24 protein-coding genes are annotated in these 23,087 nt (G+C 72.1%); 13 read left to right on the top strand and 11 right to left on the bottom strand.

Annotated elements, in window-relative coordinates; translation table 11 throughout:
• Nucleotides 1-33 precede the first annotated feature (33 nt).
• Nucleotides 34-306 carry a hypothetical protein gene (locus tag ACFPZN_RS23245; protein WP_378284213.1) on the top strand — a complete coding sequence of 91 codons (273 nt, stop codon included), beginning with the start codon at nucleotides 34-36 and terminating at the stop codon, nucleotides 304-306.
• A gap of 24 nt (nucleotides 307-330) precedes the next feature.
• On the opposite strand, the gene ACFPZN_RS23240 is transcribed toward ACFPZN_RS23245, so the two are convergent.
• The 4 genes from ACFPZN_RS23240 to ACFPZN_RS23225 form a co-directional block, all read right to left on the bottom strand.
• Nucleotides 331-747: a hypothetical protein gene (locus ACFPZN_RS23240; RefSeq protein ID WP_378284212.1), complete on the bottom strand. Its 417-nt coding sequence runs from the start codon at nucleotides 745-747 to the stop codon at nucleotides 331-333.
• A gap of 208 nt (nucleotides 748-955) precedes the next feature.
• Nucleotides 956-1,339 (bottom strand): VOC family protein, encoded by a 384-nt coding sequence (locus ACFPZN_RS23235; RefSeq protein ID WP_378284211.1) that lies wholly within the window; start codon nucleotides 1,337-1,339, stop codon nucleotides 956-958.
• Nucleotides 1,340-1,341: 2 nt separating this feature from the next.
• Nucleotides 1,342-1,701: an ArsR/SmtB family transcription factor gene (locus ACFPZN_RS23230; RefSeq protein ID WP_378284210.1), complete on the bottom strand. Its 360-nt coding sequence runs from the start codon at nucleotides 1,699-1,701 to the stop codon at nucleotides 1,342-1,344.
• Nucleotides 1,688-2,122, bottom strand: a complete 435-nt coding sequence (locus ACFPZN_RS23225) for an SRPBCC domain-containing protein (RefSeq protein WP_378284209.1) — start codon at nucleotides 2,120-2,122, stop codon at nucleotides 1,688-1,690. The genes ACFPZN_RS23230 and ACFPZN_RS23225 overlap by 14 nt, the downstream gene beginning before the upstream one ends.
• A 485-nt stretch (nucleotides 2,123-2,607) precedes the next feature.
• Between ACFPZN_RS23225 and ACFPZN_RS23220 the strand changes: the two genes are divergently transcribed.
• A complete protein-coding gene (locus tag ACFPZN_RS23220) occupies nucleotides 2,608-2,745 on the top strand; it encodes a hypothetical protein (RefSeq protein WP_378284208.1) in 138 nt (45 codons plus the stop codon).
• A 12-nt stretch (nucleotides 2,746-2,757) separates the two neighbouring features.
• Here the strand turns inward: ACFPZN_RS23220 and ACFPZN_RS23215 are convergent, their stop codons facing one another.
• From ACFPZN_RS23215 to pdhA, 3 genes are read right to left on the bottom strand one after another with little or no spacing between them, the layout of a single operon-like run.
• A complete protein-coding gene (locus ACFPZN_RS23215; RefSeq protein WP_378284207.1) occupies nucleotides 2,758-3,984 on the bottom strand; it encodes a dihydrolipoamide acetyltransferase family protein in 1,227 nt (408 codons plus the stop codon).
• Nucleotides 3,981-5,003, bottom strand: coding sequence for an alpha-ketoacid dehydrogenase subunit beta (locus ACFPZN_RS23210; protein ID WP_378284206.1), 1,023 nt, complete (start codon nucleotides 5,001-5,003; stop codon nucleotides 3,981-3,983). Before ACFPZN_RS23210 ends, ACFPZN_RS23215 begins: the two co-directional genes overlap by 4 nt.
• An 11-nt stretch (nucleotides 5,004-5,014) precedes the next feature.
• Nucleotides 5,015-6,115 (bottom strand): pyruvate dehydrogenase (acetyl-transferring) E1 component subunit alpha, encoded by a 1,101-nt coding sequence (gene pdhA / locus ACFPZN_RS23205; RefSeq protein WP_378284205.1) that lies wholly within the window; start codon nucleotides 6,113-6,115, stop codon nucleotides 5,015-5,017.
• 168 nt (nucleotides 6,116-6,283) lie between these two features.
• On the opposite strand from pdhA, the gene ACFPZN_RS23200 reads away from it, so the two are divergent.
• The 9 genes from ACFPZN_RS23200 to ACFPZN_RS23160 all read left to right on the top strand — a co-directional run bounded on the left by ACFPZN_RS23200 (nucleotide 6,284) and on the right by ACFPZN_RS23160 (nucleotide 17,614).
• Nucleotides 6,284-6,910: a GntR family transcriptional regulator gene (locus ACFPZN_RS23200; protein WP_378284204.1), complete on the top strand. Its 627-nt coding sequence runs from the start codon at nucleotides 6,284-6,286 to the stop codon at nucleotides 6,908-6,910.
• 113 nt (nucleotides 6,911-7,023) lie between these two features.
• The gene (gene xylB / locus ACFPZN_RS23195; RefSeq protein WP_378284203.1) at nucleotides 7,024-8,433 is read left to right on the top strand and encodes a xylulokinase; all 1,410 of its coding nucleotides are present in this window, start codon (nucleotides 7,024-7,026) and stop codon (nucleotides 8,431-8,433) included.
• The gene (xylA, locus tag ACFPZN_RS23190; protein ID WP_378284202.1) at nucleotides 8,430-9,593 is read left to right on the top strand and encodes a xylose isomerase; all 1,164 of its coding nucleotides are present in this window, start codon (nucleotides 8,430-8,432) and stop codon (nucleotides 9,591-9,593) included. Before xylB ends, xylA begins: the two co-directional genes overlap by 4 nt.
• Before the next feature lie 209 nt (nucleotides 9,594-9,802).
• Nucleotides 9,803-11,086 (top strand): ABC transporter substrate-binding protein, encoded by a 1,284-nt coding sequence (locus ACFPZN_RS23185; protein ID WP_378284201.1) that lies wholly within the window; start codon nucleotides 9,803-9,805, stop codon nucleotides 11,084-11,086.
• Entirely contained in the window at nucleotides 11,083-12,000 is a 918-nt protein-coding gene (locus ACFPZN_RS23180) for a carbohydrate ABC transporter permease (RefSeq protein ID WP_378284200.1), read from the top strand. The genes ACFPZN_RS23185 and ACFPZN_RS23180 overlap by 4 nt, the downstream gene beginning before the upstream one ends.
• Nucleotides 11,997-12,884, top strand: coding sequence for a carbohydrate ABC transporter permease (locus tag ACFPZN_RS23175; RefSeq protein ID WP_378284199.1), 888 nt, complete (start codon nucleotides 11,997-11,999; stop codon nucleotides 12,882-12,884). The genes ACFPZN_RS23180 and ACFPZN_RS23175 overlap by 4 nt, the downstream gene beginning before the upstream one ends.
• The gene (gene yicI / locus ACFPZN_RS23170) at nucleotides 12,885-15,200 is read left to right on the top strand and encodes an alpha-xylosidase (RefSeq protein WP_378284198.1); all 2,316 of its coding nucleotides are present in this window, start codon (nucleotides 12,885-12,887) and stop codon (nucleotides 15,198-15,200) included. It abuts the gene before it with no gap.
• Nucleotides 15,197-16,570, top strand: a complete 1,374-nt coding sequence (locus ACFPZN_RS23165; RefSeq protein WP_378284197.1) for a GH1 family beta-glucosidase — start codon at nucleotides 15,197-15,199, stop codon at nucleotides 16,568-16,570. The genes yicI and ACFPZN_RS23165 overlap by 4 nt, the downstream gene beginning before the upstream one ends.
• 36 nt (nucleotides 16,571-16,606) lie before the next feature.
• On the top strand, nucleotides 16,607-17,614 hold the full coding sequence (locus ACFPZN_RS23160) for a LacI family DNA-binding transcriptional regulator (protein ID WP_378284296.1): 1,008 nt from the start codon (nucleotides 16,607-16,609) through the stop codon (nucleotides 17,612-17,614).
• Nucleotides 17,615-17,666: 52 nt separating this feature from the next.
• Here the strand turns inward: ACFPZN_RS23160 and ACFPZN_RS23155 are convergent, their stop codons facing one another.
• From ACFPZN_RS23155 to ACFPZN_RS23145, 3 genes are all read right to left on the bottom strand, one after another.
• Nucleotides 17,667-18,143 (bottom strand): nucleoside deaminase, encoded by a 477-nt coding sequence (locus tag ACFPZN_RS23155; RefSeq protein WP_378284196.1) that lies wholly within the window; start codon nucleotides 18,141-18,143, stop codon nucleotides 17,667-17,669.
• 29 nt (nucleotides 18,144-18,172) lie between these two features.
• The gene (locus tag ACFPZN_RS23150; protein ID WP_378284195.1) at nucleotides 18,173-19,477 is read right to left on the bottom strand and encodes an erythromycin esterase family protein; all 1,305 of its coding nucleotides are present in this window, start codon (nucleotides 19,475-19,477) and stop codon (nucleotides 18,173-18,175) included.
• A gap of 113 nt (nucleotides 19,478-19,590) precedes the next feature.
• Nucleotides 19,591-20,298: a GntR family transcriptional regulator gene (locus ACFPZN_RS23145; protein WP_378284194.1), complete on the bottom strand. Its 708-nt coding sequence runs from the start codon at nucleotides 20,296-20,298 to the stop codon at nucleotides 19,591-19,593.
• A 129-nt stretch (nucleotides 20,299-20,427) separates the two neighbouring features.
• On the opposite strand from ACFPZN_RS23145, the gene ACFPZN_RS23140 reads away from it, so the two are divergent.
• Both ACFPZN_RS23140 and ACFPZN_RS23135 read left to right on the top strand, forming a co-directional pair.
• Entirely contained in the window at nucleotides 20,428-21,657 is a 1,230-nt protein-coding gene (locus tag ACFPZN_RS23140) for an NRAMP family divalent metal transporter (RefSeq protein ID WP_378284193.1), read from the top strand.
• A gap of 8 nt (nucleotides 21,658-21,665) precedes the next feature.
• A complete protein-coding gene (locus ACFPZN_RS23135) occupies nucleotides 21,666-22,469 on the top strand; it encodes a putative hydro-lyase (RefSeq protein ID WP_378284192.1) in 804 nt (267 codons plus the stop codon).
• Nucleotides 22,470-22,517: 48 nt separating this feature from the next.
• Here ACFPZN_RS23135 and ACFPZN_RS23130 read toward each other — a convergent pair.
• On the bottom strand, nucleotides 22,518-23,087 hold a 570-nt coding region (locus ACFPZN_RS23130; protein WP_378284191.1), incomplete at its 5' end, for a class F sortase.

Raw genomic sequence — 23,087 nt, 5'->3', positions numbered from 1 at the left:
CAGACGCCGGACTACGCTCGAAGGGAACCGGATGTGACCGCACAGCATGAGTCGCCCGACGTGTTCGTTTCCCCGATTCCCCGAACGATCAACGCCATCGGTCCGGCGCTGACCGAGGGGAAACGAGCGGAATTCAGCCGCGAGGTGCTCGCGGCCGAGCAGGGGGCGCAGCTCGACGAAGTGATGAACCGCTGGTGGATGGAGGCCATGCTCGACCGAGCCCCCGGTCGCGAGAGGCGCGGACGTGATGCCCGCGCAGGACGTGGTCTCGTGCCTCTACCTGGGCGTGTGGAGGACGGTGGATGACCGGGCCTGTGCGAGGTTGACCGTCTACTGCACGGAGGATGCGGCGGAGACGATCGAGATGTTGCCGGGCCCGTCCGGAATGCGATCGTCGACTTTCTCATCGACCGCTGGGCCGCCACCTGCCGCGTCCACCTGGGCCCTCAACGGGGTCGAACGGTCGTTCCTGGACGCGGCCGCGGGGCTGGCCAGGCGCCGCGGCAGGTTGCGCGGTCTGCTCACCGCCGCTGAGGCGTCGGGGCAGGCCCGATACGCCGCCTCAGTCGCAAGCCGGCCCCACCCTCCAGGCAGCGTGAGGGCTGTTTCTCGGCGGGGTGCCGGGGAGCGTCCCAGCCGGATCACGTCTCGGACCCGGTCCGGGCTGGTGAACGTCACCTCGGCGATCCGCGCCGTGTCCATGCCCTGCGCAGACAGCAGCACCATCTGAGCCTGCCGCCAGGTCACCGGATGATCCGCAGCAGCCGCTGTCCCTCGTCGTCATCGATCTCACGGACCCGCACCCGTTCAGCCATGCCCGCAGTCTGAGGCGAACCCGCCCGGCCGGACGGGAATCCCGGCGGGCGTGTCCCACGATTGGTGGCGGACGTCTGTAAGCGCTGGTGGTCGGTCTTGAAAGTGCTGGTCCGGAAGGACACGCAAAGGGCTGGGCGGCTCAGCCGGATTCTGCGAGCAGGTGAACGACGCCGGCCGGGTTCTTGATCCAGTGGGTTCTGGATTCGATGTTGTGCAGTGGTTCGACCTCGTCACACGGGCGGATGCCGGCGCCGGCCAGTGTGGCCGTCGCCGCGTCCAGGTCATCGGTGTGGAGCTGCAACCACAGGTCGGGCTGGCTGTAGTTGTCGACGCAGTCCAGCCACAGCGTGTTAGGACCGAACCGCACCGAATGAGTTCTTGAGACGGTCGGGGCGTAGGAAACGTCCTCCTCTTTGACGTCGAAGCCCAGGGTGTCGTGGTAGAAGGCCACGGTGGCCTCGTACTGCGCCTTGGGGATCTTCATGGCGATGTTCAGGCCGGCGGTGAACTCAGGCCGGTTCATTGTCAGGTGGCTCCCTGGTCGGGTGTCGGGGTGGCGTCCAGTGCGCGTTCCAGCGCGGTCAGCCGGTCATCCCAGCTGTTGGCGAGCGCGGCCAGCCATATCTGGGCCGCGCGGATGGGCGCTGGTTCCAACCGGTAGGGGTGGCGGCGGCCGGCCGGTTCACCGGAGCAGATCAGGCCCGCTTCGGCGAGCTGATCGAGGTGCTTGGCCACTGCCTGTCGGCTGATCGGCAGCCGCCGCGCCAGATCGGTGACGGTCGCGGGTCCGGCGCGGGCGAGTTCGTCCAGCAGCGCCCGCCGGGTCGGATCGGTGAGCGCCGCGAACACCGCGACGGCCTGCTCCTGTGAATCAGGCGGCCGCATCGAGGTAGGTCTCCAGGTCGCCGAGTTCTGCGGCCCATCCATGGCTGTTGGCCCGGTGGGCGCACCGGGCAAGGTGGTCGGCGGCCTGGGTGAACCCGCTCTCCACCAGACGCAGCCGGGTCCCATCGGCAACGGGCTCCAGGGTGAACGTCACCAGCGTCAGAGGCGCGTCGTCCCCCAGCCAGCCCTCGATCGGCCACCTGAACGCCAAACGGTGTGGTGGATCGACGATCGTGATCGTGGCGACGGATTCTTCGTCGAGGTCATCCCAGCGGAAATACGCTCGCCCGCCGGGCCGTAGATCGATCTCGGCCACCGAGCCGAACCATTGCGACAGCCCTTCTGCGGTGGTCAGCGCGGCCCACACCCGCTCGGCGGGGTGCCGCAGCACCGTCTCGCGTTCGATCCTGTCCGGAACCACACCCATACTCCTTCGCAACCCTTGAGTTGCCATCATGATGGCAACCTAATGGTTGCAATGGGCATCCCGCAAGCCCGGCCCGGAACGCGCGATCGCTCCACGACATGCCGACCGTCCGCCGTGACTCATCCACCACAGCTCGAGCCGCGACCGGCACTTTCCCTGGCCGCGTGTCGGCACCCGCTGTTCGTACATCTGTCCGACTACCGGCACTTCTGGGTGTCCACGAGCACGATCAAGGCCGGGCGAACATTGCCTGATGCGGCACTAGTTCAGCTAGGTCAGAAGAGCGGGTTTGCGGGCGCTGCCCCGCGCGGGCGTGCGGGGACCGGTCCGGATCTTGGCCGGGGACTTCAACGCCGGCGCTGACCGGATCCGGCTCTGGGATGTGGCGACCGCGCAGCCGGTCGGCCTGCCCATCACCGGCCACACCCATGAGGTGCACGGGCTCGCCTTCACCCCGGATCGCAGGTCTCTCCATCGGCATGGACGGCAGGATCCGCCAGCATCGGCTCACGCCGGAAGGGCTCGTCTCCGAGCTGTGCGGAAAGGCGGGCGGGCTGACGCGCGCGGAGTGGGACCGGCACGCGGGGCAGGTCCCGTACCGCGAGACCTGCCCCTGACGCGCCTCGGCCTCAGGCGACGATGAGGAGGGGGTTCTCCAGGAGTTCGGCGAGGCGGGCGAGGAAGGCCGCGCCGGTGGCGCCGTCGCAGGCGCGGTGGTCCACCGACAGCGTCACCGACAGGCGCGTGCCCGGGACGACCTGGCCGTCGCGGACGACCGGCTCGTCGCGGACCGCGCCGACCGCCAGGATCGCCGCCTCCGGCGGGTTGATCACCGCGGAGAAGCCGGCGATGCCGTACATGCCGAGGTTGCTGACGCTGAACGTGCCGCCGCTCATCTCCTGGGCCGACAGCTTGCCGTCGCGGGCCTTTCCGGCCAGCTCGCGGGTCTCGGCGCCGATCTGCGAGACGCTCTTGCGGTCGGCGTCCTTGACCACGGGGACGAGCAGGCCGTCCTCGACGGCGACGGCGACGCCCACGTTCACCCGCTTGTGGAAGAGCAGCTCCTCCTCGGTGTAGGAGACGTTCACCGCGGGATGCTCGCGCAGCGCGGTCGCGCACGCTTTCACGATCAGGTCGTTCACGCTGACCTTCGCGGGCGCGAGCGCGGTGTTGAGCGTGGCCCGGAACGCCAGCAGCGCCTCGGCGTCGACCTCGCGCGTGAGGTAGAAGTGCGGGGCGTTCCGCTTGCTCTCGGTGAGGCGGCGGGCCGCGACCTTGCGGAAGCGGGTAAGTGGGACGCGCTCCACGTCGGCGTCGTCGACCTTCGGAGCGGGCGTCTGGGGCGCGGGCAGTTGCGGGGCCGGGCCGGAGGCGCGCACGGCGGCCTCGATGTCGGCCCGCACGATGCGGCCGCCGGGGCCGCTGCCGGTCAGCGTGGCCAGGTCGATGCCGTGATCGCGGGCCAGGCGCCGCGCCAGCGGGGACGACGGCGGACGCGTCCCGCGCGAAGGAGCGGGCGAGGTCGTGGCGGGGGGCGCGGCAGCGGGTGGGGCCGGGGCGGGAGCCGGGGCCGCGGCAGGGACGGTGGCCGCGGCCTTCTCCTTGGGGGCGACCGTGGAACCGGCCGGGACGACCACCGCGATGGGGGCGCCGATGGGGGCCGACTCGCCCTCCGCGACGAGGATCTCGCCGAGCACGCCGTCCTCGTAGGCCTCGTACTCCATGACGGCCTTGTCGGTCTCGATGTCGACGATCACGTCGCCCACGGCGATCGCGTCTCCCGGCTTCTTCTGCCAGGAGCTGATGACGCCCTCCTCCATGGTGTCGGAGAGGCGGGGCATGAGGATCTCGGTCATGAGGCGGTCGTCTCCAGTGCGGGTACGCGTCCGGTCGCGCGGAGCGTGTCGCGGACGGCGGTGAGGAGGGAGTCGGCGGAGGGCAGCGCGGCCAGCTCCAGCGACTTGGCGTACGGCAGCGGCACCTCGGCCATCGCCACCCGGCGCACCGGGGCGTCCAGCCAGTCGAAGGCGCCCTCCTGGATCGTCGCGGCGATCTCGGCGCCGATGCCGTAGGTCAGCCAGTCGTCCTCGGCGACCACGGCGCAGCCGGTGCGGCGCACCGACGCGACGACGGTCTCGCGGTCCAGCGGGCGCAGGCTGCGCAGGTCGACGACCTCGGCGGAGATCCCCTCGGCGGCGAGGGTCTCGGCGACCTCGGCGGCGACCCGCGCCATCCGCGAGTAGCCGATGATCGTGATGTCGGTGCCGGGACGGGTCACGGCGGCGCGGCCGATCTCGGCGGGCTCGATCTCGGCGACGTCGGCGGGGAGTTCGCCCTTGGTGTTGTAGAGGGCGAGGTTCTCCAGGAACAGCACCGGGTCGTCGTCGCGGATCGCGGCCTTGAGCATGGCCGACGCCTCGGCGGGCGTGCTCGGCGCCACGACCTTCAGGCCGGGGATGAACGAGTAGAACAGCTCGACGTTCTGCGAGTGGGTGGCGCCGAGCTGCTGGCCGCCGCCGCCCGGGGTGCGGATGACCATGGGGACGCTGCACTGCCCGCCGAACATCCCGTAGATCTTGGCGGCGTGGTTGACGATCTGGTCCAGCGCCAGCAGCGAGAAGTTGATCGTCATGATCTCGACCACCGGGCGCAGCCCCAGCATGGCGGCGCCGATGGCCGCGCCGACGAAGCCCTCCTCGGCGATGGGGGTGTCGCGGACGCGGCGCGGGCCGAACTCCTTGAGCAGCCCCTCGGTGATCTTGTAGGAGCCCTCGAAGAGCCCGATCTCCTCGCCCATCAGGAGGACGTTCTCGTCGCGCAGCATCTCCGCGCGGAGCGTGTCCCGGAGGGCCTGGCGGTAGGTGACAAGTGCCATGGGACGACTCCTCAGGAACGGAAGACCGGGTCGGCGGGCAGCCGGCGCTGCTCGCCGGGGACCGGGGTGGCGTAGGTGTGGTCGAAGAGGGTGGACGGGTCGGGCGCCGGGCTCCGGTCGGCGAACGCGGCGGCGGCCTCGACCTCGGCCATGACCTCGGCCTCGACGGCGGCGCGGTCGGCCTCCGGCAGCACGCCGTCCTTCTCCAGGCGGGCGGCGAAGGCGGTGAGCGGATCCTGCTCGAGCAGCGCCTGCCGCTCCTCCTTGCTGCGGTAGCGGGCCGGGTCGACGACCGAGTGGCCGCGCAGCCGGGGGCTGACGGCCTCCAGCAGGTAGGGGCGGCTCTCGGTGCGGGCGCGCTCGACGGCGAGGCGGGCGGCGTCGCGGACGGCGAGCACGTCGGTGCCGTCGACCCGGGCGCTCTCCATGCGGTACGCGGCGCCGCGCCGGTACAGCTCGGGCTCGGCGGCGGACGCCTCGACGGTGGTGCCCATCCCCAGCCCGTTGTTGATCACGACGAAGACGGCGGGCAGGTCCCAGAGCGCGGCGATGTTCAGCGACTCGTGGAAGGCGCCGATGGCGGCGGTGCCGTCGCCCATCTGGCACATGACGACCTCGTCGCCGCCCTTGTACGACACCGCGAGCGCGGCGCCGGTGGCCAGCGGGAGCTGCCCGCCGACGATGCCGTACCCGCCCAGCAGCCGGGCCTCGGCGTCGAACAGGTGCATGGACCCGCCCCAGCCCTTGGACACCCCGGTGGAGCGGCCGTACAGCTCGGCCATCACGCGGTCGGCGGAGATGCCCTTGGCGAGGGCGTAGCCGTGCTCGCGGTAGTTGGTGAACAGGTAGTCGGTGGGGCGCAGCGCGGCCATCAGCCCGACGACGGTGGCCTCCTCGCCGAGGTTGAGGTGGCAGTAGCCGCCGATCTTGGCCTCGGTGTAGGCGCGGGCGGCGCGTTCCTCGAACCGGCGGATCAGCAGCATCAGCCGGTAGTGGGCGACCAGCTCGTCCCGGTCGGCGGGGGCCGCCTGCGCGGTGCCGGTGGCGGTTCGGCCGCCGGCCTTGGTCCGGGGACGGGTTGCCGCGCCCCGCGCTTTGGTGGTCTCGGCCATCGGCGTTCTCCTCAGGGCTCGGGAGCGCGCCGCGGGGTCGCCGCGGGACTCCACCCGATCATCATTGATCAATGATCGATCATATCTCCTCAAGGGTCAGTATGCACTGATCCGCACGTTACCGGCCGGTCACCGGGGCGATCCCTCCTGACCTCTACCATTGTGCGCGTGAACGTCTCCGCTCAACTGCTGCGCACCGGCCTGGCCGACCAGATCCGGGAGTTCATCGTCGAGGGGATCAGTTCGGGCCGCTGGGAGCCGGGCGAGCGCATCGTGGAGCGCCGGATCGCCACCGAGCTGGGCGTCAGCCAGGGCCCGGTCCGCGAGGCGCTGCGCCAGCTGGAGGCGCTGCGGCTGGTGGAGAGCCTGCCCAACCGCGGGGCCCGGGTGCGGGCGTTCACCGAGGAGGACCTGGGCGAGATCTTCCCCGTCCGGGCGGGCCTGGAGCGCACCGCCGCCGAGCTGGCGCTGCCCCGCCTGGCCGAGCGGGTGGACGCGCTGGAGCGGCACAACGCGCTGCTGGCCGAGGCCGCCGAGACCGGCGACCTGCACGCGCAGATGCGGCTGAGCATCGAGTTCCACCGCGAGGTGGTGGAGACGGCCGGCAACCGGCTGCTGATGTCGGTGTGGGAGTCGCTGGGCATCGAGTTGTGGACGACGCTGTCGCTGCGCCTGCACCAGACGGAGATCTACTCCAAGTCCGCCGAGCACGCCCTGCTGATCGAGGCGTTCCGCCGCCAGGACCCCGAGGCCCCGCGGATGCTGCACGACCACGTGATGAACTACGCCCCCTGAGCACCCCCGCGGTGATCCATTGTGTGATGGCTCACAGCGGTTTAGGCTGCACACGGCCGAGAAACTTTCGAAACGTTTCGACGGCCGCCGTTCCGCGGAGCCGAGGAGGGGCAGTGCTGGTCGCCGGGATCGATTCCTCGACGCAGTCGGTCAAGGTCCTGCTGTGCCGGGCGGAGGACGGGACGGTGGTCGACGCGGCCTCCGCGCCGCACCCCGACGGTACCGAATGCCATCCGCGGCACTGGTGGGACGCCCTGCAGCGGACACGTGACCTGCTGGAACGGGCCGACGCGGTGGCGGTGGCCGCCCAGCAGCACGGCATGGTCGCGCTGGACGAGGACGGCACCGTGGTCCGCCCCGCGCTGCTGTGGAACGACACCCGCTCCGCCCCGCAGGCCCGCGCGCTGGTGGAGGAGCTGGGCGGCGCCAAGACCTGGGCCGGGCGCGCCGGGAGCGTCCCGCTCGCCTCGTTCACCGTTTCCAAGCTGCGCTGGATGGCCGAGCACGAGCCGGAGAACGCCCGCCGCACCGCGACCGTCCTGCTGCCGCACGACTGGCTGACCCTGCGGCTGGGCGCGGCCGGGCCGGTCACCGACCGCGGCGACGCGTCCGGCACCGGCTACTGGTCGCCCGGCGACGGCCGCTACCTGCCGGAGTTCGTGCGGGCGGCGCTCGGGCACGAGCCGGTGCTGCCGCGCGTGGCGGGCCCCGCCGAGACGGTCGGCGAGACCCCGTGGGGCGGGCGGCTGGCGCCGGGCACCGGCGACAACATGGGCGCGGCGCTCGGCCTGGGCCTCGCGGAGGGCGACATGGTGGTGTCGATCGGCACCTCCGGCACCGTCTTCGCGGTCGCGCCGCGTCCGGCCGCCGACCCGTCCGGGCTGGTCGCCGGGTTCGCCGACGCGACCGGGCGCTACCTGCCGCTGGTCTGCACGCTGAACGCGGCGCGCGTGCTCACCTCGGCGGCCGCGCTGGTGGGCGCCGACCTGGACGGCCTGTCGGAGCTGGCGCTGGCCGCCGAGCCGGGCGCCGGGGGCCTGACCCTGCTGCCCTACCTGGACGGCGAGCGCACCCCCGACCGCCCGGACGCGACCGGGACGCTGGCCGGGCTGATCACGTCCAACGCCACCCGGGAGAACCTGGCCCGCGCGGCGGTCGAGGCGCTGCTGTGCTCGCTGGCCGACGCCGCCGGCCATCTGGTCGCGCAGGGCGCCCGGCCGCGCCGCACCCTGCTGATCGGGGGCGGGGCCCGGTCGGCCGCGGTCCGGGCACTGGCCCCCGCGATCCTGGGTACGCCGGTGACCGTGCCCGAACCCGCCGAGTACGTGGCGCTCGGCGCCGCCCGCCAGGCCGCGTGGGCGCTGGCGGGGACGCCCGCGCCGCCGGAGTGGCCGGCGCCGCCCGCCACCGAGCACACCGCCGGCACCGCCGCGGCCGCGGCGGTGGAGGAGATCCGCGGCCGGTACGCCCTGCTCCGGGACGCCGGGCGGCCGCGCGACACCACTGGAGGACAGGGATCGTGAGTGACGACCGTTTCACGCCGCGGCCGGAGGACCGGTTCTCGTTCGGCATCTGGACGGTGGGCTGGCAGGGGGTCGACGTGTTCGGCCCCGGCACCCGCCCGCCGATGCCCGCCGACCGCGCCGTGCGCAAGCTGGCCGAGCTGGGCGCCTACGGCGTGAACTTCCACGACAACGACGTGTTCGACTTCGACGCGACCGCCGCCGAGCGGGACGAGCGGGTCGGCGCGTTCCGCAAGGCGCTGGACGAGACCGGGCTGGTGGTGACGACCGCGACCACCAACCTGTTCTCGCATCCGGTGTTCAAGGACGGCGCGTTCACCGCCAACGACCGGGACGTGCGCCGGTTCGCGCTGCGCAAGGTGATGGACAACCTGGACCTGGCCGCCGAGCTGGGCGCCCGCACCTACGTGTGCTGGGGCGGCCGCGAGGGCGCCGAGTCGGGGGCGTCCAAGGACGTGCGGACGGCGTTGGACCGCTACAAGGAGGCGTTCGACACCCTGGCCTCCTACGTCGTCGACAAGGGCTACGACCTGCGGTTCGCGATCGAGCCCAAGCCGAACGAGCCGCGCGGCGACATCCTGCTGCCGACCGTCGGGCACGCGCTGGCGTTCATCGGCGCGCTGGAGCGTCCCGACCTGGTGGGCCTCAACCCCGAGGTCGGGCACGAGGAGATGGCCGGGCTCAACTACGCGCACGGCCTGGCGCAGGCGCTGTGGCACGGCAAGCTGTTCCACATCGACCTGAACGGCCAGAACGGCCCGCGCTACGACCAGGACCTGCGGTTCGGCGCGGGGAACGCGCGCGGCGCGTTCTGGGTGGTCGACCTGGTCGAGAACAGCGACTACGACGGCCCGGTCCACTTCGACTTCAAGCCGCCGCGCACCGAGGACGACGAGGGCGTGTGGGAATCGGCGCGCGGTTGCATGCGCAACTGGCTGATCCTGCGCGAGAAAGTGCGGGCGTTCCGCGCCGACCCCGAGGTGGGGGAGGCGCTGCGCGCGGCGCGGGTGGACGAGCTGGCCGTGCCGACCCTGGCCGAGGGCGAGGACTGGCGGGCGGTGCGCGACTTCACGCCCGACATCGAGGGGCTGGCCAAGCGCGGCGCGGCGTTCGAGCGCCTCGACCAGCTCGCCCTGGAGCATCTCTACGGCACCCGCTGACGGGCCCGCGGCCACGGGCGGCGGTCCGCCGTCCGTGGCCAAATGTGGGAGCGCTCCCATATAGCGTCGCAGGTCAGCGGCCCGCGCCGATTTTGATGCGGCCGGACGTATTGTGTCGCAGCTCACGTGCGGCATACGATCCCCGCACGATTGGCAGTCGAAGCGCTTCGATTGAGCGGGCCCTCGAGACCACCCCCCGGAGGAAACCCATGATCAAGGCACCCCGGAGCGCGGCGCTGGCGGCCGTGCTCGCCGCGGGATCCCTGGTGCTGGCCGCGTGCGGAGGCGGCGGCGAGTCCGACCCGAACGAGCTGCGCCTGTGGCACTACGAGGCCCCCGAGAGCGCGATGGGCGTGGCCTGGAGCCAGGCGATCGAGGAGTTCAAGAAGACCCACCCGGGCGTCACGGTGAAGTTCGAGGAGAAGGGCTTCGAGCAGATCCAGAAGACCGCGCCGATGGTGCTCAACTCCAAGGACGCCCCCGACGTCATGGAGTACAACAAGGGCAACGCCACCGCGGGCATGCTGTCGCGGCAGGGCCTCCTGGAGGACATGACCTCCGAGGTGACCAGGCGCGGCTGGGACAGGCTGCTCAGCCCCAACGTCCAGGTCACGGCCAAGTACAACGCCAAGGGCACGATGGGCGGCGACAAGTGGTTCGGCGTCCCCAACTACGCCGAGTACCTGCAGGTCTACTACAACAAGGACCTGTTCGAGCAGCACGGCGTCAAGGTGCCCGCCACCTACGCCGAACTGGTCGCCGCCATGGACGCCTTCGTCAAGAAGAACGTCGTCCCCCTGACCAACGCGGGCGCCGAGTACATGGCGCACCAGTTCGTCTACCAGCTCGCCCTGGACAGGGCCGACCGCCCCTGGGTGGACGCCTTCCAGCGCTACACGTCCAAGGCGAACCTCACCGACCCCGCCTGGACCTACGGAGCCGCCACGTTCGCCGACTGGGTGAAGAAGGGCTACGTCTCCAGGAGCTCGGTGGGCATCAAGGCCGAGGACGCCGGGGTCGCGTTCATGAGCGGCAAGTTCCCGATGATGTTCTCGGGCAGCTGGTGGTTCGGCCGCGTGGCCAAGGAGGCCAAGTTCGAGTGGGAGACCTCCGTGTGGCCCGGGGCCAAGCTGACCCCCGGCTCGGGCGGCAACCTGTGGGTCGTCCCCAAGGGGTCGAAGAACAAGAAGCTCGCCTACGACTTCATCGACATCACGATGAAGAAGCACATCCAGAACACGCTGGGCAACGCGGGCGGCATCCCGGTCGCGGCCGACGCCGCGGCCATCACCAACCCCAAGGCCAAGAAGCTCATCGAGGACTTCAACACCCTCGCCCGGAACAACTCCCTGGCCTACTACCCCGACTGGCCGGTGGCCGCGTTCTATGACAGGTGGGTCGCCGAGGTGCAGAAGCTCATGAACGGCTCGGCCACGCCCGCCCAGGCCCTCGGCGCCGTCCAGCGCGCCTACGACGACGGCCTGCCCAATTGACCTCCGCGCCTTCCAGGGAGGCGCGGCGGGAGCGGTTGGCGTACCTGCCGTACCTGGTCCCCGGCCTGGTCCTGTTCACCGGTGTCATCGGTGTGCCGTTCCTGATGAACGTCGGCACGAGCTTCACCGAGTGGAGCGGTGTCGGCACCCCCGAATGGGCCGGCCTGGCCAACTACCGGGAACTGGCGGGCGACGCGGAGTTCTGGTCCTCGTTCCGCAACAACGCGCTGGTCATCGTGGCGATGGCGATCGCGCCGACCGCGATCGGGCTGGTGCTGGCGGCGCTGCTGACCGACCTGGTGGACCGCCACTTCGGACCGCGTGCCGCCAGCTTCCTGCGCGCCTGCGTCTACCTGCCGCAGGTGCTGCCGATGGTCATCGCGGGCGTGGTGTGGAGCTGGCTGCTCAACCCCGACAGCGGCGCGGTGAACGAGGTGCTGCGCGCGCTCGGCCTGGACGCGCTGGCCCGCGACTGGCTCGGCGACCCCGGCACCGCGCTGTGGGCCGTGATGGCCGTCATGGTGTGGGTGCAGATCGGGTTCCCGCTGGTGGTGTTCATGTCCGGGCTGCAGCGCGTGGACCCGTCCCTGTACGAGGCCGCGGAGATCGACGGGGCCGGCTGGTGGCGGCGGTTCCGGCACGTCACCGTGCCGCAGATCCGGCCGGAGATCTTCGTGGTGCTGCTGTGGACGACCATCGCGTCCCTGAAGGTGTTCGCCCCGATCTACGTCCTCACCAAGGGCGGCCCCGGCGGCGCGACCAACGTGCCGTCCTACTACTCGTACCAGAACTTCTTCGACAAGACCGAGGTCGGCTACGGCTCGGCGATCACCACCGTGCTGACGCTGATCATCGTGGCGCTGACCGTGGTGTTCCTGCGCCTGCAGGGCCGGGGCCCCGAGGGGGAGCGATGACCACCGCCCTCACCGGATCGGCGACCGGCGCCCGCGCGAAGCGCGGCCGGGCGCGCCGGCGCCGCCGCGGCCCCTCCGCCTACCTGGTCCTGGCGGCGCTGCTCGTCCTGGCCGGGATCATGCTGGTCCCGTTCGGCGTGGTGGTGCTGAACGCGCTGAAGACGCCGCAGGAGTACTCCTCCAACGGCCCGCTGGCGCTGCCCGAAGGGTTCCATTTCGACGGCGTCACCGCGTTCTGGGAACGGGTCGGCTTCGGCCAGGTGCTGCTGAACAGCGCGCTCATCAGCGGTTCGGTGGCGGTCCTGGCGGTGCTGCTGTCGGTGCTGAACGCCTACGCGCTCGGCATCGGCCGGATCCGGGGCCGGATGTGGATCCTGGTGCTCCTGCTGCTGGCCAACACGCTGCCGCAGGAGGCGCTGGTCTACCCCCTGTACCACCTGTCCAAGCAGGTCGGCCTGTACGACACCCGGCTGGCCGTGATCATCGTGTTCACGGTGATTCAGAGTGCGTTCGGCACCTACCTGCTGGCGTCGGTGCTGTCGGCGTTCCCGCGCCCGCTGCTGGAGGCGGCGCGGATCGACGGGGCGAGCCGGTGGCAGGTGCTGTGGCGGGTGGTCGTCCCGGTGATCCGGCCGACCATGGCGGTGCTGGCGGTCTTCTTCTTCGTCTGGACCTGGAACGAGTTCCTCATCCCGCTGGTCTTCCTGGTGAGCAACGACAACCAGACCGTCTCGGTGGCGCTGGGCGTGCTGCAGGGGCAGCGGCTGATGGACGCCACCATGTCCAGCGCCGCCTCGCTGCTCGGGCTCCTGCCCACCGTGGTCTTCTTTCTCATCTTCCAGCGCACGCTGTCCCGCGGCCTCACGGCAGGAGCGATCAAGTAGATGAAGTTCAGTGATGGCTACTGGATGATGCGGGAGGGCGTGCGTGCCGTGCACCCGGTCGAGGTCCTCGACTGCACGGCGTCCCCCGGCGCCTCGCTGGTCGTCCACGCGCCCGTCCAGCGCGTCCGGCATCGCGGCGACCTGCTGAAGGGGCCGCTGGTCACGTTCGAGTGCTCGGCGCCGATGCCGGACGTCATCGGCGTGACGATCACCCACTTCGCCGGTGAGGAGCCGCGCGGCCCGGCGTTCGCGCTGGCCACCGACCCGCCCGCGGACGCCCTCGCGGAGGTGGCCGAGGACGCGGCCACCCTCACCTCGGGGGAGCTGACCGTGCGGTTCGCCCGCGGCGGCGAGTGGGCGGTGGACTTCCTGGCCGGGGGCCGCCGCCTGACCGGCACCCGGCCCAAGGCGACCGCGGTCATCGATACCGACGACGGCCGGCACTACGTCCGCGAGCAGCTCGACCTCGGCGTCGACCACTTTGTGTACGGGCTCGGCGAGCGGTTCGGGCCGCTGGTGAAGAACGGCCAGTCGGTGGACGTGTGGAACGCCGACGGCGGCACCGCCAGCGAGCAGGCGTACAAGAACGTGCCGTTCTTCCTCACCAACGCCGGCTACGGGGTGTTCGTCGACCATCCCGGGAAGGTGTCGTTCGAGGTCGCGTCGGAGGCGGTGGCGCGGGCGCAGTTCAGCGTCGAGGGCCAGTCGATGCGGTACTTCCTCATCTACGGGCCCACGCCCAAGGACATCCTGCGCAAGTACACGGCGCTGACGGGACGGCCCGCGCGCGTCCCGGACTGGTCGTTCGGGCTGTGGCTGTCCACCTCGTTCACCACCTCCTACGACGAGGAGACCGTTTCCTCGTTCATCGACGGGATGGCCGAGCGGGACCTGCCGCTGAGCGTGTTCCACTTCGACTGCTTCTGGATGCGCGAGTTCCAGTGGTGCGACTTCGAGTGGGACCCCCGGGTGTTCCCCGACCCGCCGGGGATGCTGCGCCGCCTCAAGGAGCGCGGCCTGCGGATCTCGGTGTGGATCAACCCCTACATCGCGCAGCGCTCGCCGCTCTTCGCCGAGGCGAAGGAGCGCGGCTACCTGCTCAGGCGCCCCAACGGCGACGTGTGGCAGTGGGACCTGTGGCAGCCGGGCCTGGCGGTGGTCGACTTCACCAACCCCGAGGCCCGCGAATGGTACGCGGCGAAACTGGACGCGCTGATGGAGATGGGCGTCGACTGCTTCAAGACCGACTTCGGGGAACGCATCCCCACCGACGTCGTCTACTTCGACGGCTCCGATCCTGAGCGCGCCCACAACTACTACACCTACCTCTATAACCAGACGGTCTTCGAGTTGCTGCGCAAGCGGCGCGGCGAGGGGGAGGCGGTCGTGTTCGCCCGTTCCGCCACCGTGGGCGGGCAGCGCTTCCCCGTCCACTGGGGCGGGGACTGTGAATCGACCTTCGAGGCCATGGGGGAGAGCCTGCGCGGGGGCCTCTCTCTGGGGATGTCGGGGTTCGGCTACTGGAGCCATGACATCGGCGGTTTCGAGGGGACGCCCGACGCGGGCCTGTTCAAGAGGTGGATCGCGTTCGGGTTGCTGTCGTCGCACAGCCGCCTGCACGGCAGCCACTCCTACCGGGTGCCGTGGCTGTTCGACGAGGAGTCGGTGGACGTCCTGCGGCACTTCACCCGCCTGAAGATGCGCCTGATGCCCTACATGGCGGGCGCGGCGCGGCAGGTGTACGAGGAGGGCCTGCCGATGATGCGGGCGATGGTCCTGAACTTCCCGGACGACCCCGCGTGCACCCATCTGGAACGCCAGTACATGCTGGGCGACGACCTGCTCATGGCCCCGGTCTTCTCTGCGGGCGACGAGATCGCCTACTACGTCCCCGACGGCGTGTGGACGCACTACCTCACCGGTGAGCGCGTGCACGGGGGCCGTTGGGTGCGGGAACGGCACGGCTACGGCAGCGTGCCGCTGCTGGTGCGGCCCGGCGCGGTCGTCCCCGAGGGCGCGGTCGAGGACCGGCCTGACTACGACCACGCGGAGGGCGTGACCCTGCGCGTGTACGAGCTGAGGGACGGCGCGGCCGCCACCACCCGGATCGGCGCGGCGTCGTTCACCACCTCCCGGAACGGCGCCGCGCTCACGGCCTCCGCCACGGGCGGGGGCGCGTGGAGCCTGCTGCTGGTCAACGTCGATCCGGCGGGTATCAGGGTCGACGGCGGCGCCGTGACCGGGCACGAACAGGGGGCCCTCGTCCGCGCCACCGCGAGAGAGGTCGTCGTCGACATGGAGGGGGCCGGCCGATGAGCCTGCCGGACGGTTTCCTGTGGGGCGCCGCCACCGCCGCGTACCAGATCGAGGGTGCGGCGGACGAGGACGGCCGCGCGCCCTCCATCTGGGACACCTTCAGCCGCACCCCGGGGAAGACGCTGAACGGCGACACCGGCGACGTGGCGACCGACCACTACCACCGCTGGCGCGAGGACGTCGCGGCCATGGCCGACCTGGGCATCTCGGCCTACCGCTTCTCCATCTCCTGGCCGCGCGTGATGCCGGGGGGCACGGTCAACCGGAAGGGCGTCGACTTCTATTCGCGGCTGGTGGACGCGCTGCTCGACAACGGGATCGCGCCCGTCGCCACCCTCTACCACTGGGACCTCCCGCAGGAGTTGGAGGACGCGGGCGGCTGGCCGGAGCGGTCGACGGCGTTCCGGTTCGCCGAGTACGCCGTCCAGATGGGGAAGGCCCTGGGCGACCGGGTGCACACCTGGACGACGCTGAACGAGCCGTGGTGCTCGGCGTTCCTCGGCTACGCCGCGGGGGTGCACGCGCCCGGCCGCACCGACCCGGTGGCCGCGCTCACCGCCGCCCACCACCTCAACCTCGCGCACGGCCTCGCCTCCCGCGCGCTGCGCGAGGAGGCCGTCCCGTCGGCCCTGCACTCGATCACGCTCAACCTGCACCACCTGCGCGGGGAGCCGGAGGCGGTGCGCCGCGTCGGCGCCGTCTCCAACCGGGTCTTCCTCGACCCGCTGACCGGCCGCGGCTACCCCGCCGACCTGCTGGACGACACGGCCGCGCTCACCGACTGGGCGTTCGTGCGGGACGGCGACGAGAAGACCGCGGCCGCGCCGCTGGACGTCCTGGGCGTCAACTACTACTCGCCCACCCTCGTCCGGACCTGGGACGGCGTGTCGCCCCGCGCCAACGCCGACGGGCACAAGCAGGGCGCCGCCACGCCGTTCGTGGGCTGCGAGGGGATCGACTTCCTCGACCAGCCCGGCCCGCACACGGCGATGGGCTGGCCGGTGGACGCGACCGGCCTGGAGGAGATGCTGCTGGGCCTGCGCCGCGACCGTCCCGGCCTGCCGCTGATGATCACCGAGAACGGTGCCGCGTTCGCCGACGAGCCCGGCCCCGACGGCCGGATCCGCGACCGCGACCGGATCGCCTACCTGCGCGACCACCTGGCGGCGATGCGCCGCGCGATCGAGGCGGGCGGGGTGGACGTGCGCGGCTACTTCGCCTGGTCGCTGCTCGACAACTTCGAATGGGCCTACGGTTACGACCGCCGCTTCGGGCTGATCCATGTCGACTACGCCACCGGGGAGCGCCGCTGGAAGGACAGCGCGCACTTCTACAAGGACGCGATCTCCCGCGGCGGCGACCCGCCGTGACCGCCGCGCCCGGGTTCGAGAAGGAAGTGGAGACACCTGGTGGTCAAGATCACTGATGTGGCCCGGCATGCCGGGGTCTCGCCCAGCACGGTCTCCTACGTGCTGAGCGGCAAGCGCTCGATCTCGCCGGAGACCCGCGAGCGCGTGCTGGCCAGCATCGCGGTCCTCGGCTACCGGCCGCACGCGGGCGCCCGCGCGCTGGCCAGCAGCCGGTCCAACGTGCTGGCGCTGATGGTCCCGCTGCGCAGCGGCATCCACGTCCCGGTGGTCATGCAGATCGCCGTCGCCGCGGTGGCCGAGGCCCGCCGGCACGACCACGACGTGCTGCTGCTCACCCAGGAGGAGGGCGTGGAGGGGCTGCGCCGGGTGGCCGACAGCGCGCTGGTGGACGCGCTGATCGTGATGGACGTCCAGATGCGCGACCCGCGGCTGCCGATGCTGCGCACGCTGGACCGGCCCAGCGTGCTGATCGGGTTCCCGGCCGAGGCCGCCGACCTCACCTGCATCGACCTGGACTTCCGGGCGGCGGGCCGGGCGTGCGCGGAGCGGCTGGCCGAGCTCGGGCACCGCCGGATCGCGCTGGTCGGCTCGCCGCCGGAGGTGTACGCGCGGCAGACCGGCTACGCGCAGCGGGTCGCCGAGGGGTTCCGCACGGCGGTGGAGCGGCGCGGCCTGGACGGCGAGGTGTACCCGTGCGAGTCCGGTGCCGAGGCCGCCCGCGCCCTGGTGGACCGGCTGCTGGCGGAGCGGCCTGGGCTCACCGGGGTCGTGGTGCACAACGAGCCGGTCATGGAGCCGCTGGTGCGGGCGTTCCGCGCGGCCGGGCGGCGGGTCCCCGAGGACCTGTCGGTGGTCGCGATCTGCCCGGAGGACCTGGCCGAGCGCGCCGATCCGCCGCTGACCTCGGTCGCCATCCCGGCCGATGAGGTGGGCCGCCGCTCGGTGGAACTGCTGATGGCCAAGCTCGGCGGCGCGCGGGTGCCCGCCGCCACGCTGCTGCCGCCCCGCCTCACGGCGCGCGCCAGCGACCGCCGGACGGCGTGAGACGTGCGGCGGCCGTGAACGCTCACGGCCGCCGCACGTCCCCTGACCGCCGTCAGCCGGCGAGGCGCCGGTGCAGCTCGCGCATCCGCTCGGTGAACTGCTCGACGGGCCCTTCCACGACCACGCCGGGCGCCACCTCCCGCGCCGGCAGCGCGACGACCGGCGACGCGGGCACGCCCCACTCCGCCCGCCACTCCGAGAGCCGGGCCGAGGAGACCGCGTACACGATCCGTCCCAGCCCCACCCAGCCGTGGGCGGCCGAGCACATCGGGCAGTGCTCGCCGGAGGTGTAGACGGTGGCGGCCGCCCGCTCGGCCTCGGTCATGTTCGCCGCCGCCCACCGGGCCAGCTCGAACTCCGGGTGCGCGGTCGGGTCGCCGGTCGAGGTGATCCGGTTGTGGTCCTCGGCCAGGACCGTCCCGTCCCCGCCGACCAGGACGGACCCGAACGGCTCCTCCCCGGCGTCGAGGGCCTGTTCCGCCAGTTCGGCGCACCGTTCCAGATGCCGGAGCGCAACCTCATCGATCATGAGCACCGTCCTACCACACGCCGCGGCGGTCAGAAGGCCGTCGTGAAGTGCGTGGTCGCGGACGGGACCGTCAGGACGGCGTCGAACGCCTCCGGGACGGGCGTCACCATCTCGGAGCTCTGGCTGCGGATGCCGCCGAGCAGAGCGTCCCCGTCCGCGGCGCGCGGGGCGTGCCGCAGACCGGTGAGCGTGATGGCGGAGCCCAGACCGGCGTCGAGGAGGGCGCCCTCGACGCTGCCCGGCCGGGCCGGGGCCGCGGCCGTGTCGACGAGCGAGAAGCCGACCTCGCCGCTCCCGTCGGGGTTCATCTCGGGGACGCTGTCGGCGGTGTGCGTCATGGCGATCGCCCGGTAGTCGCCGCCGAGCGCGCCGGCCAGGTAGTGGCCCATGACGTACCCGAACAGCTCGCCGTCGTAGTGGACGGCCGTCTTCTGGATGTGGTTGTTGTGGGCGGCCAGCACGACGCGCTCGCCCGGCTCCGCGCGGTCGAGATGCCAGAGCAGGCTGCCGGCCATGAAGTGGTCCCGCACGGAGGTGTCGAGCGGGAGGCCGGTGCCGGTGAAGACGCCGTTCAGGGCGCCGACCATGTAGTCGGCGTGCCAGGCCGCCTCGATCCGGCGCAGCGCGGTCTCGTAGCGCTCCCGGCCGCCGCGTTCGACGTAGCGCGGCTCGAGCGCGCGGGCGCGCAGGACGACGCGGCCCAGCGCCGCGGTCAGGGCGTCCTGGTCGGCGCGGTCGAGCCCGGCCCACACGGGCGCGGCCGCGGCCACCGATCCGCCGGCGAACCGGTCGGAGATCTCCAGGGCCCGCTCCACGAACGGGAGCGCGTCCGGGTCGACCTCCCGCAGGTAGCCGGCCACCGGCTCCAGCGCGGGACGCAGCGTCCCGCCCGCCTGCGGCACGTCGATCCCCAGGAACCGCAGCGGGCGGGCGGCGGTCGCGTTGTACCGGCGGAGCCAGCGCGCCAGCTCCCCGGTCACGCCGGAGGCGGTCGTGCCGCCGAGCGCGGCGAGGTCGTCCTCCCCGCCCTCGCCCCGCAGCCAGCGGTCGAGGGCCGGGCCCTCGGCGAAGCCGAACTCGAACGCCAGCGCGGTGAACCCGCAGCGTTCGGCGAGGAACCGCAGGAGGCGGCGGCGGGCGGTGGTGAACTCGCGGACGAAGTGGCAGCCCTCGCCCAGGGCGACGACGCGGGCGTCGCCGATGATGTCGCGCAGCGGCTCCAGGTCGTCCAGCGGCGCGTCGGGGTCCAGGGTGTCGAGGGTCGCGGCGTTCTCGCGGATCCAGCCGGCGAGGCGGGCGCGGTCGTGCTCGGGCATGACGGTGTTCTCGGGCATGACGAAATCGCTCCATGGTGAGACTGGTCGTTGTCACCGGGGGAGCGCGGCTGCGTGGTGTCGCGCGGCGCTCCTGGAGCGCGTCAGAGGAAGAGGCTGCCCACTGCCATGCGTCACACGCTACCAGCGTCGCGGCGGCGGTAGCCCGCGGTCAGCTGCGCCTCGGCGTCGTCGAGGTAGGACAGCAGCTCGCGCTCGGCGGCGCCGACCTCGCCGCGCGCCATCAGGTCGGCCAGCAGCCGGTTGCGGGCCAGGTACGGCTCGTGGAACTCGCGCGGCGAGCCCATCTCGTGGAACACCAGCCGCAGCTCGGCCAGCAGGTTGCGCATCGCCTCGTCCACCCGGGGGCTGCCGCACAGCGCACCGACCGCCTGGTGGAAGCGGATGTCGGCGGTGCCGACCTGCGGCCAGCGGCCGTCCCGGGCGGCGCGTTCGCCCTCGGCGACGGCGGCCTCGATCCGCTCCAGGGCCTCCGGCGGGGCGGCGGCGGCCTCCCGCACGCCCGCGCATTCCAGGATCCGCCGCACCCGGTAGACGTCGGCGAGGTCGTCCACGCTCAGCCGGCGGACGAACACGCCGCTGTTGAAGCGGTGCTCCAGCAGCCGTTCCTGCACCAGCAGCCGGAACGCCTCGCGCAGCGTGTTGCGCGAGACGCGGGCGGCGCTGCACAGCTCGGCCTCGGGAAGCCGCTCGCCGGGGGCGAGCAGGCCGTCGGTGATCTGCTCGCGCAGCAGCCCGGCGACGCGGGCGGCGGTGCTCGACCGGTCGAGCTCGCCGCGGGCCGCCTCGATTCTGCCGATCCAGGTCTCCTGCGCGGGCATCGGTCTCCCTTCACTCATGAAACATGACCGTCACATCAGAGTATCGCTCAATCCATCAATTCAAGGATTGCAGGATTGTTGAACAATCCTTACGCTGCTGGGAAGCGTACCCTCCACAAGAGGAGCGACATGACCGACCGCACCACGCTCGACAGGCAGGGGGCGTCAGCGGCCGCGCCTCACCGCGGCGCGCTGCTCGGCGCCATGTTCCTCATGGCCACCAGCGCCATCGGACCGGGCTTCATCACCCAGACCACGGTCTTCACCGCCCAGCTCGGCGCCGCGTTCGCGTTCGCGATCCTCGTCTCGGTCCTGGTGGACATCGCGATCCAGCTGAACGTCTGGCGCGTCGTCGGCGTCTCCGGCCGCCGCGCCCAGGACCTCGGCAACCGCGTCTTCCCCGGCGCCGGCTACCTGCTGGCCGGGCTGGACGTCGCCGGCGGCCTCATCTTCAACATCGGCAACGTGGCCGGCACCGCGCTCGGCCTCAACGCCCTCCTCGGCCTGGACGTCAGGATCGGCGGCACGATCTCCGCGCTGGTCGCCGTGGCCGTCTTCCTCAGCCGCCGCGCCGGGGTCGCGATGGACCGCATCGTCGTCGTGCTCGGCCTCGTCATGATCGTGATGACGCTGTACGTCGCGATCGTCTCCTCGCCCCCGATCGGCGACGCCCTGGTCCAGACCGTCGCGCCCGAACAGGTGGAGTTCCTGACCATCACCACCCTGATCGGCGGCACCGTCGGCGGCTACATCACCTACGCCGGCGCGCACCGCATGATCGAGTCCGGGCTCACCGGCGCGGAGAACGTCAAGGGCATCACCCGCAGCTCCGTCTCCGGCATCCTCATCACCGGCCTGATGCGGGCGCTGCTGTTCCTGGCCGTCCTGGGCGTGGTCGCGGGCGGCGCGAAGCTGGCCGCCGACAACCCCGCGCCCTCCGCGTTCGAGCACGCCGCCGGCGAGGCCGGGCTGCGCGTCTTCGGCCTCATCATGTGGTCGGCCGCGATCACCTCGGTCATCGGGGCGTCCTACACCTCGGTGTCGTTCCTGGTGTCGTTCTCCTCCTGGATCGAGACCCACCGCAACCGGCTGGTCGTCGCCTTCATCGCCCTGTCGACCGTCCTGTACCTCTCGCTCGGCACCACCCCGGTCAACCTGCTCGTCCTCGCCGGCGCGCTGAACGGCCTCATCCTGCCCGTCGGCCTCGGCGTGGTGCTGTGGGTCGCCTGGCGCCGCCGCGACCTGCTCGGCGGCTACCGCTACCCGGCCTGGCTGGCCTCGCTCGGCACCGCGGCCTGGGTCCTCACCCTCTACCTCAGCTGGAACTCACTGACCAAGATCCCGAACCTCTGGAACTAGGTGACTCCATGAGCGCCATGCCCACCGACCCCATCGACCCGGCCGCACTGACGCCCGACCAGGCCCGCGCGCTCTTCAGGGCCGGGCTGCGCGTCCCGACCGCGGGCTGGTGCGCGGGCCGCACCCAGGCGAACCTGATCGCCGTGCCGCGCGAGCACGCCTACGACTTCCTGCTGTTCGCCCAGCGCAACCCCAAGCCGTGCCCGGTCCTGGACGTCACCGAGCCCGGCCAGACCTCCGCCCGGCTGTTCTCCGGCGACATGCGCACCGACCTGCCCGGCTACGTCGTGTACGAGCACGGCGAACCGGTCGCGCAGGTCTCCGACGCCACCGAGTACTGGCGGGACGACCTGGTCTCCTTCCTCATCGGCTGCAGCTTCACCTTCGAGAACGCCCTGCTGGAGGCGGGCGTCCCGGTGCGGCACATCGAGCAGCGGCGCAACGTCCCCATGTACCGGACGAGCCGCCTGTGCCGCCGCGCCGGCGACCTGGGCGGCCCGCTGGTGGTGTCCATGCGCCCGATCCCGGCCGAGCAGGTCGGCGACGCCGTCCGCGTCACGGCCCGCTACCCGTCGGTGCACGGCGCGCCCGTCCATGTCGGCGACCCGGCCGAACTGGGCATCGCCGACCTCGACGCGCCCGACTTCGGCGACCCGGTCGACCTGCGGCTCGGCGAGGTGCCCGTCTTCTGGGCCTGCGGCGTCACCCCGCAGGCCGCCGTGATGGCCTCCCGCCCCAAGTTCGCGATCGGGCACGCGCCCGGTCACATGGCCATCACCGACGCCCGCGACTCCGACTACATCGTGCCCTGACCGGGGGCCGGCATGGCCCCCCGAGGGGAAGGGGCCATGCCGGGGCTCTCAGTGCCGGGCGGCGTAGACGATGATGTTGTCCCGGTAACCGCCCCTGGCGCGGTCGAACGTTCCGCCGCAGGTGACGAGGCGGAGCTCCGGGCCGGCCGCGGGCCGGTAGACCGCGTCCGGCACCCCGTTCTTGCTGTGGCGGACGACCCGCGTCACCCGGAACCGGGCGGTGCTGCCGTCGGCCCGGTCGACCTCGACCCGGTCGCCGGCCCTCAGCTCGCGCAGCCGGTAGAACACCGCCGGGCCGGTGCGGGAGTCGACGTGCCCCGCGATGACGGCGGTGCCGCGCTCGCCGGGTTCGGGTCCCGCCTCGTTCCAGCCCGCGACGTCGTAGCCCTCCGGCGCGGCGAGCGTCCCGGAGCGGTCGATCGCCAGGGGGACGATCCCGGCCGAGACCTTGATGGACGGGATGCGCACCCGGGACGGCGCCGCGGCCTGCGCGTCGGCGGCCATCGCCCTCGCGGGCTCCGGCGCGTCGGCGGCCATCGCCCTCGCGGGCTCCGGCGCCGCCGGCGTCCTTGGCCGCTCCGGCGGATGCGACCGCGGCACGGCGGCCTCGCCCGTGCA

It is taken from the genome of Actinomadura rugatobispora (assembly GCF_042656285.1).
Classification (GTDB): Bacteria; Actinomycetota; Actinomycetes; order Streptosporangiales; family Streptosporangiaceae; genus Spirillospora; species Spirillospora rugatobispora.
Note: the sequence above shows the minus strand (reverse complement) of the source record. Positions and strands in the feature narration are given on the sequence as shown.

Coding starts and splice junctions, on each gene's coding strand:
- yicI (WP_378284198.1), top strand. CDS start 12,885: ATGAAGTTCAGTGATGGCTACTGGATGATGCGGGAGGGCGTGCGTGCC.
- ACFPZN_RS23175 (WP_378284199.1), top strand. CDS start 11,997: ATGACCACCGCCCTCACCGGATCGGCGACCGGCGCCCGCGCGAAGCGC.
- ACFPZN_RS23165 (WP_378284197.1), top strand. CDS start 15,197: ATGAGCCTGCCGGACGGTTTCCTGTGGGGCGCCGCCACCGCCGCGTAC.
- ACFPZN_RS23235 (WP_378284211.1), bottom strand. CDS start 1,339: ATGAACCGGCCTGAGTTCACCGCCGGCCTGAACATCGCCATGAAGATC.
- ACFPZN_RS23135 (WP_378284192.1), top strand. CDS start 21,666: ATGAGCGCCATGCCCACCGACCCCATCGACCCGGCCGCACTGACGCCC.
- ACFPZN_RS23145 (WP_378284194.1), bottom strand. CDS start 20,298: ATGCCCGCGCAGGAGACCTGGATCGGCAGAATCGAGGCGGCCCGCGGC.
- ACFPZN_RS23210 (WP_378284206.1), bottom strand. CDS start 5,003: ATGGCACTTGTCACCTACCGCCAGGCCCTCCGGGACACGCTCCGCGCG.
- pdhA (WP_378284205.1), bottom strand. CDS start 6,115: ATGGCCGAGACCACCAAAGCGCGGGGCGCGGCAACCCGTCCCCGGACC.
- ACFPZN_RS23220 (WP_378284208.1), top strand. CDS start 2,608: ATGGACGGCAGGATCCGCCAGCATCGGCTCACGCCGGAAGGGCTCGTC.
- ACFPZN_RS23185 (WP_378284201.1), top strand. CDS start 9,803: ATGATCAAGGCACCCCGGAGCGCGGCGCTGGCGGCCGTGCTCGCCGCG.
- ACFPZN_RS23230 (WP_378284210.1), bottom strand. CDS start 1,701: ATGCGGCCGCCTGATTCACAGGAGCAGGCCGTCGCGGTGTTCGCGGCG.
- ACFPZN_RS23215 (WP_378284207.1), bottom strand. CDS start 3,984: ATGACCGAGATCCTCATGCCCCGCCTCTCCGACACCATGGAGGAGGGC.
- ACFPZN_RS23155 (WP_378284196.1), bottom strand. CDS start 18,143: ATGATCGATGAGGTTGCGCTCCGGCATCTGGAACGGTGCGCCGAACTG.
- ACFPZN_RS23140 (WP_378284193.1), top strand. CDS start 20,428: ATGACCGACCGCACCACGCTCGACAGGCAGGGGGCGTCAGCGGCCGCG.
- ACFPZN_RS23150 (WP_378284195.1), bottom strand. CDS start 19,477: ATGCCCGAGAACACCGTCATGCCCGAGCACGACCGCGCCCGCCTCGCC.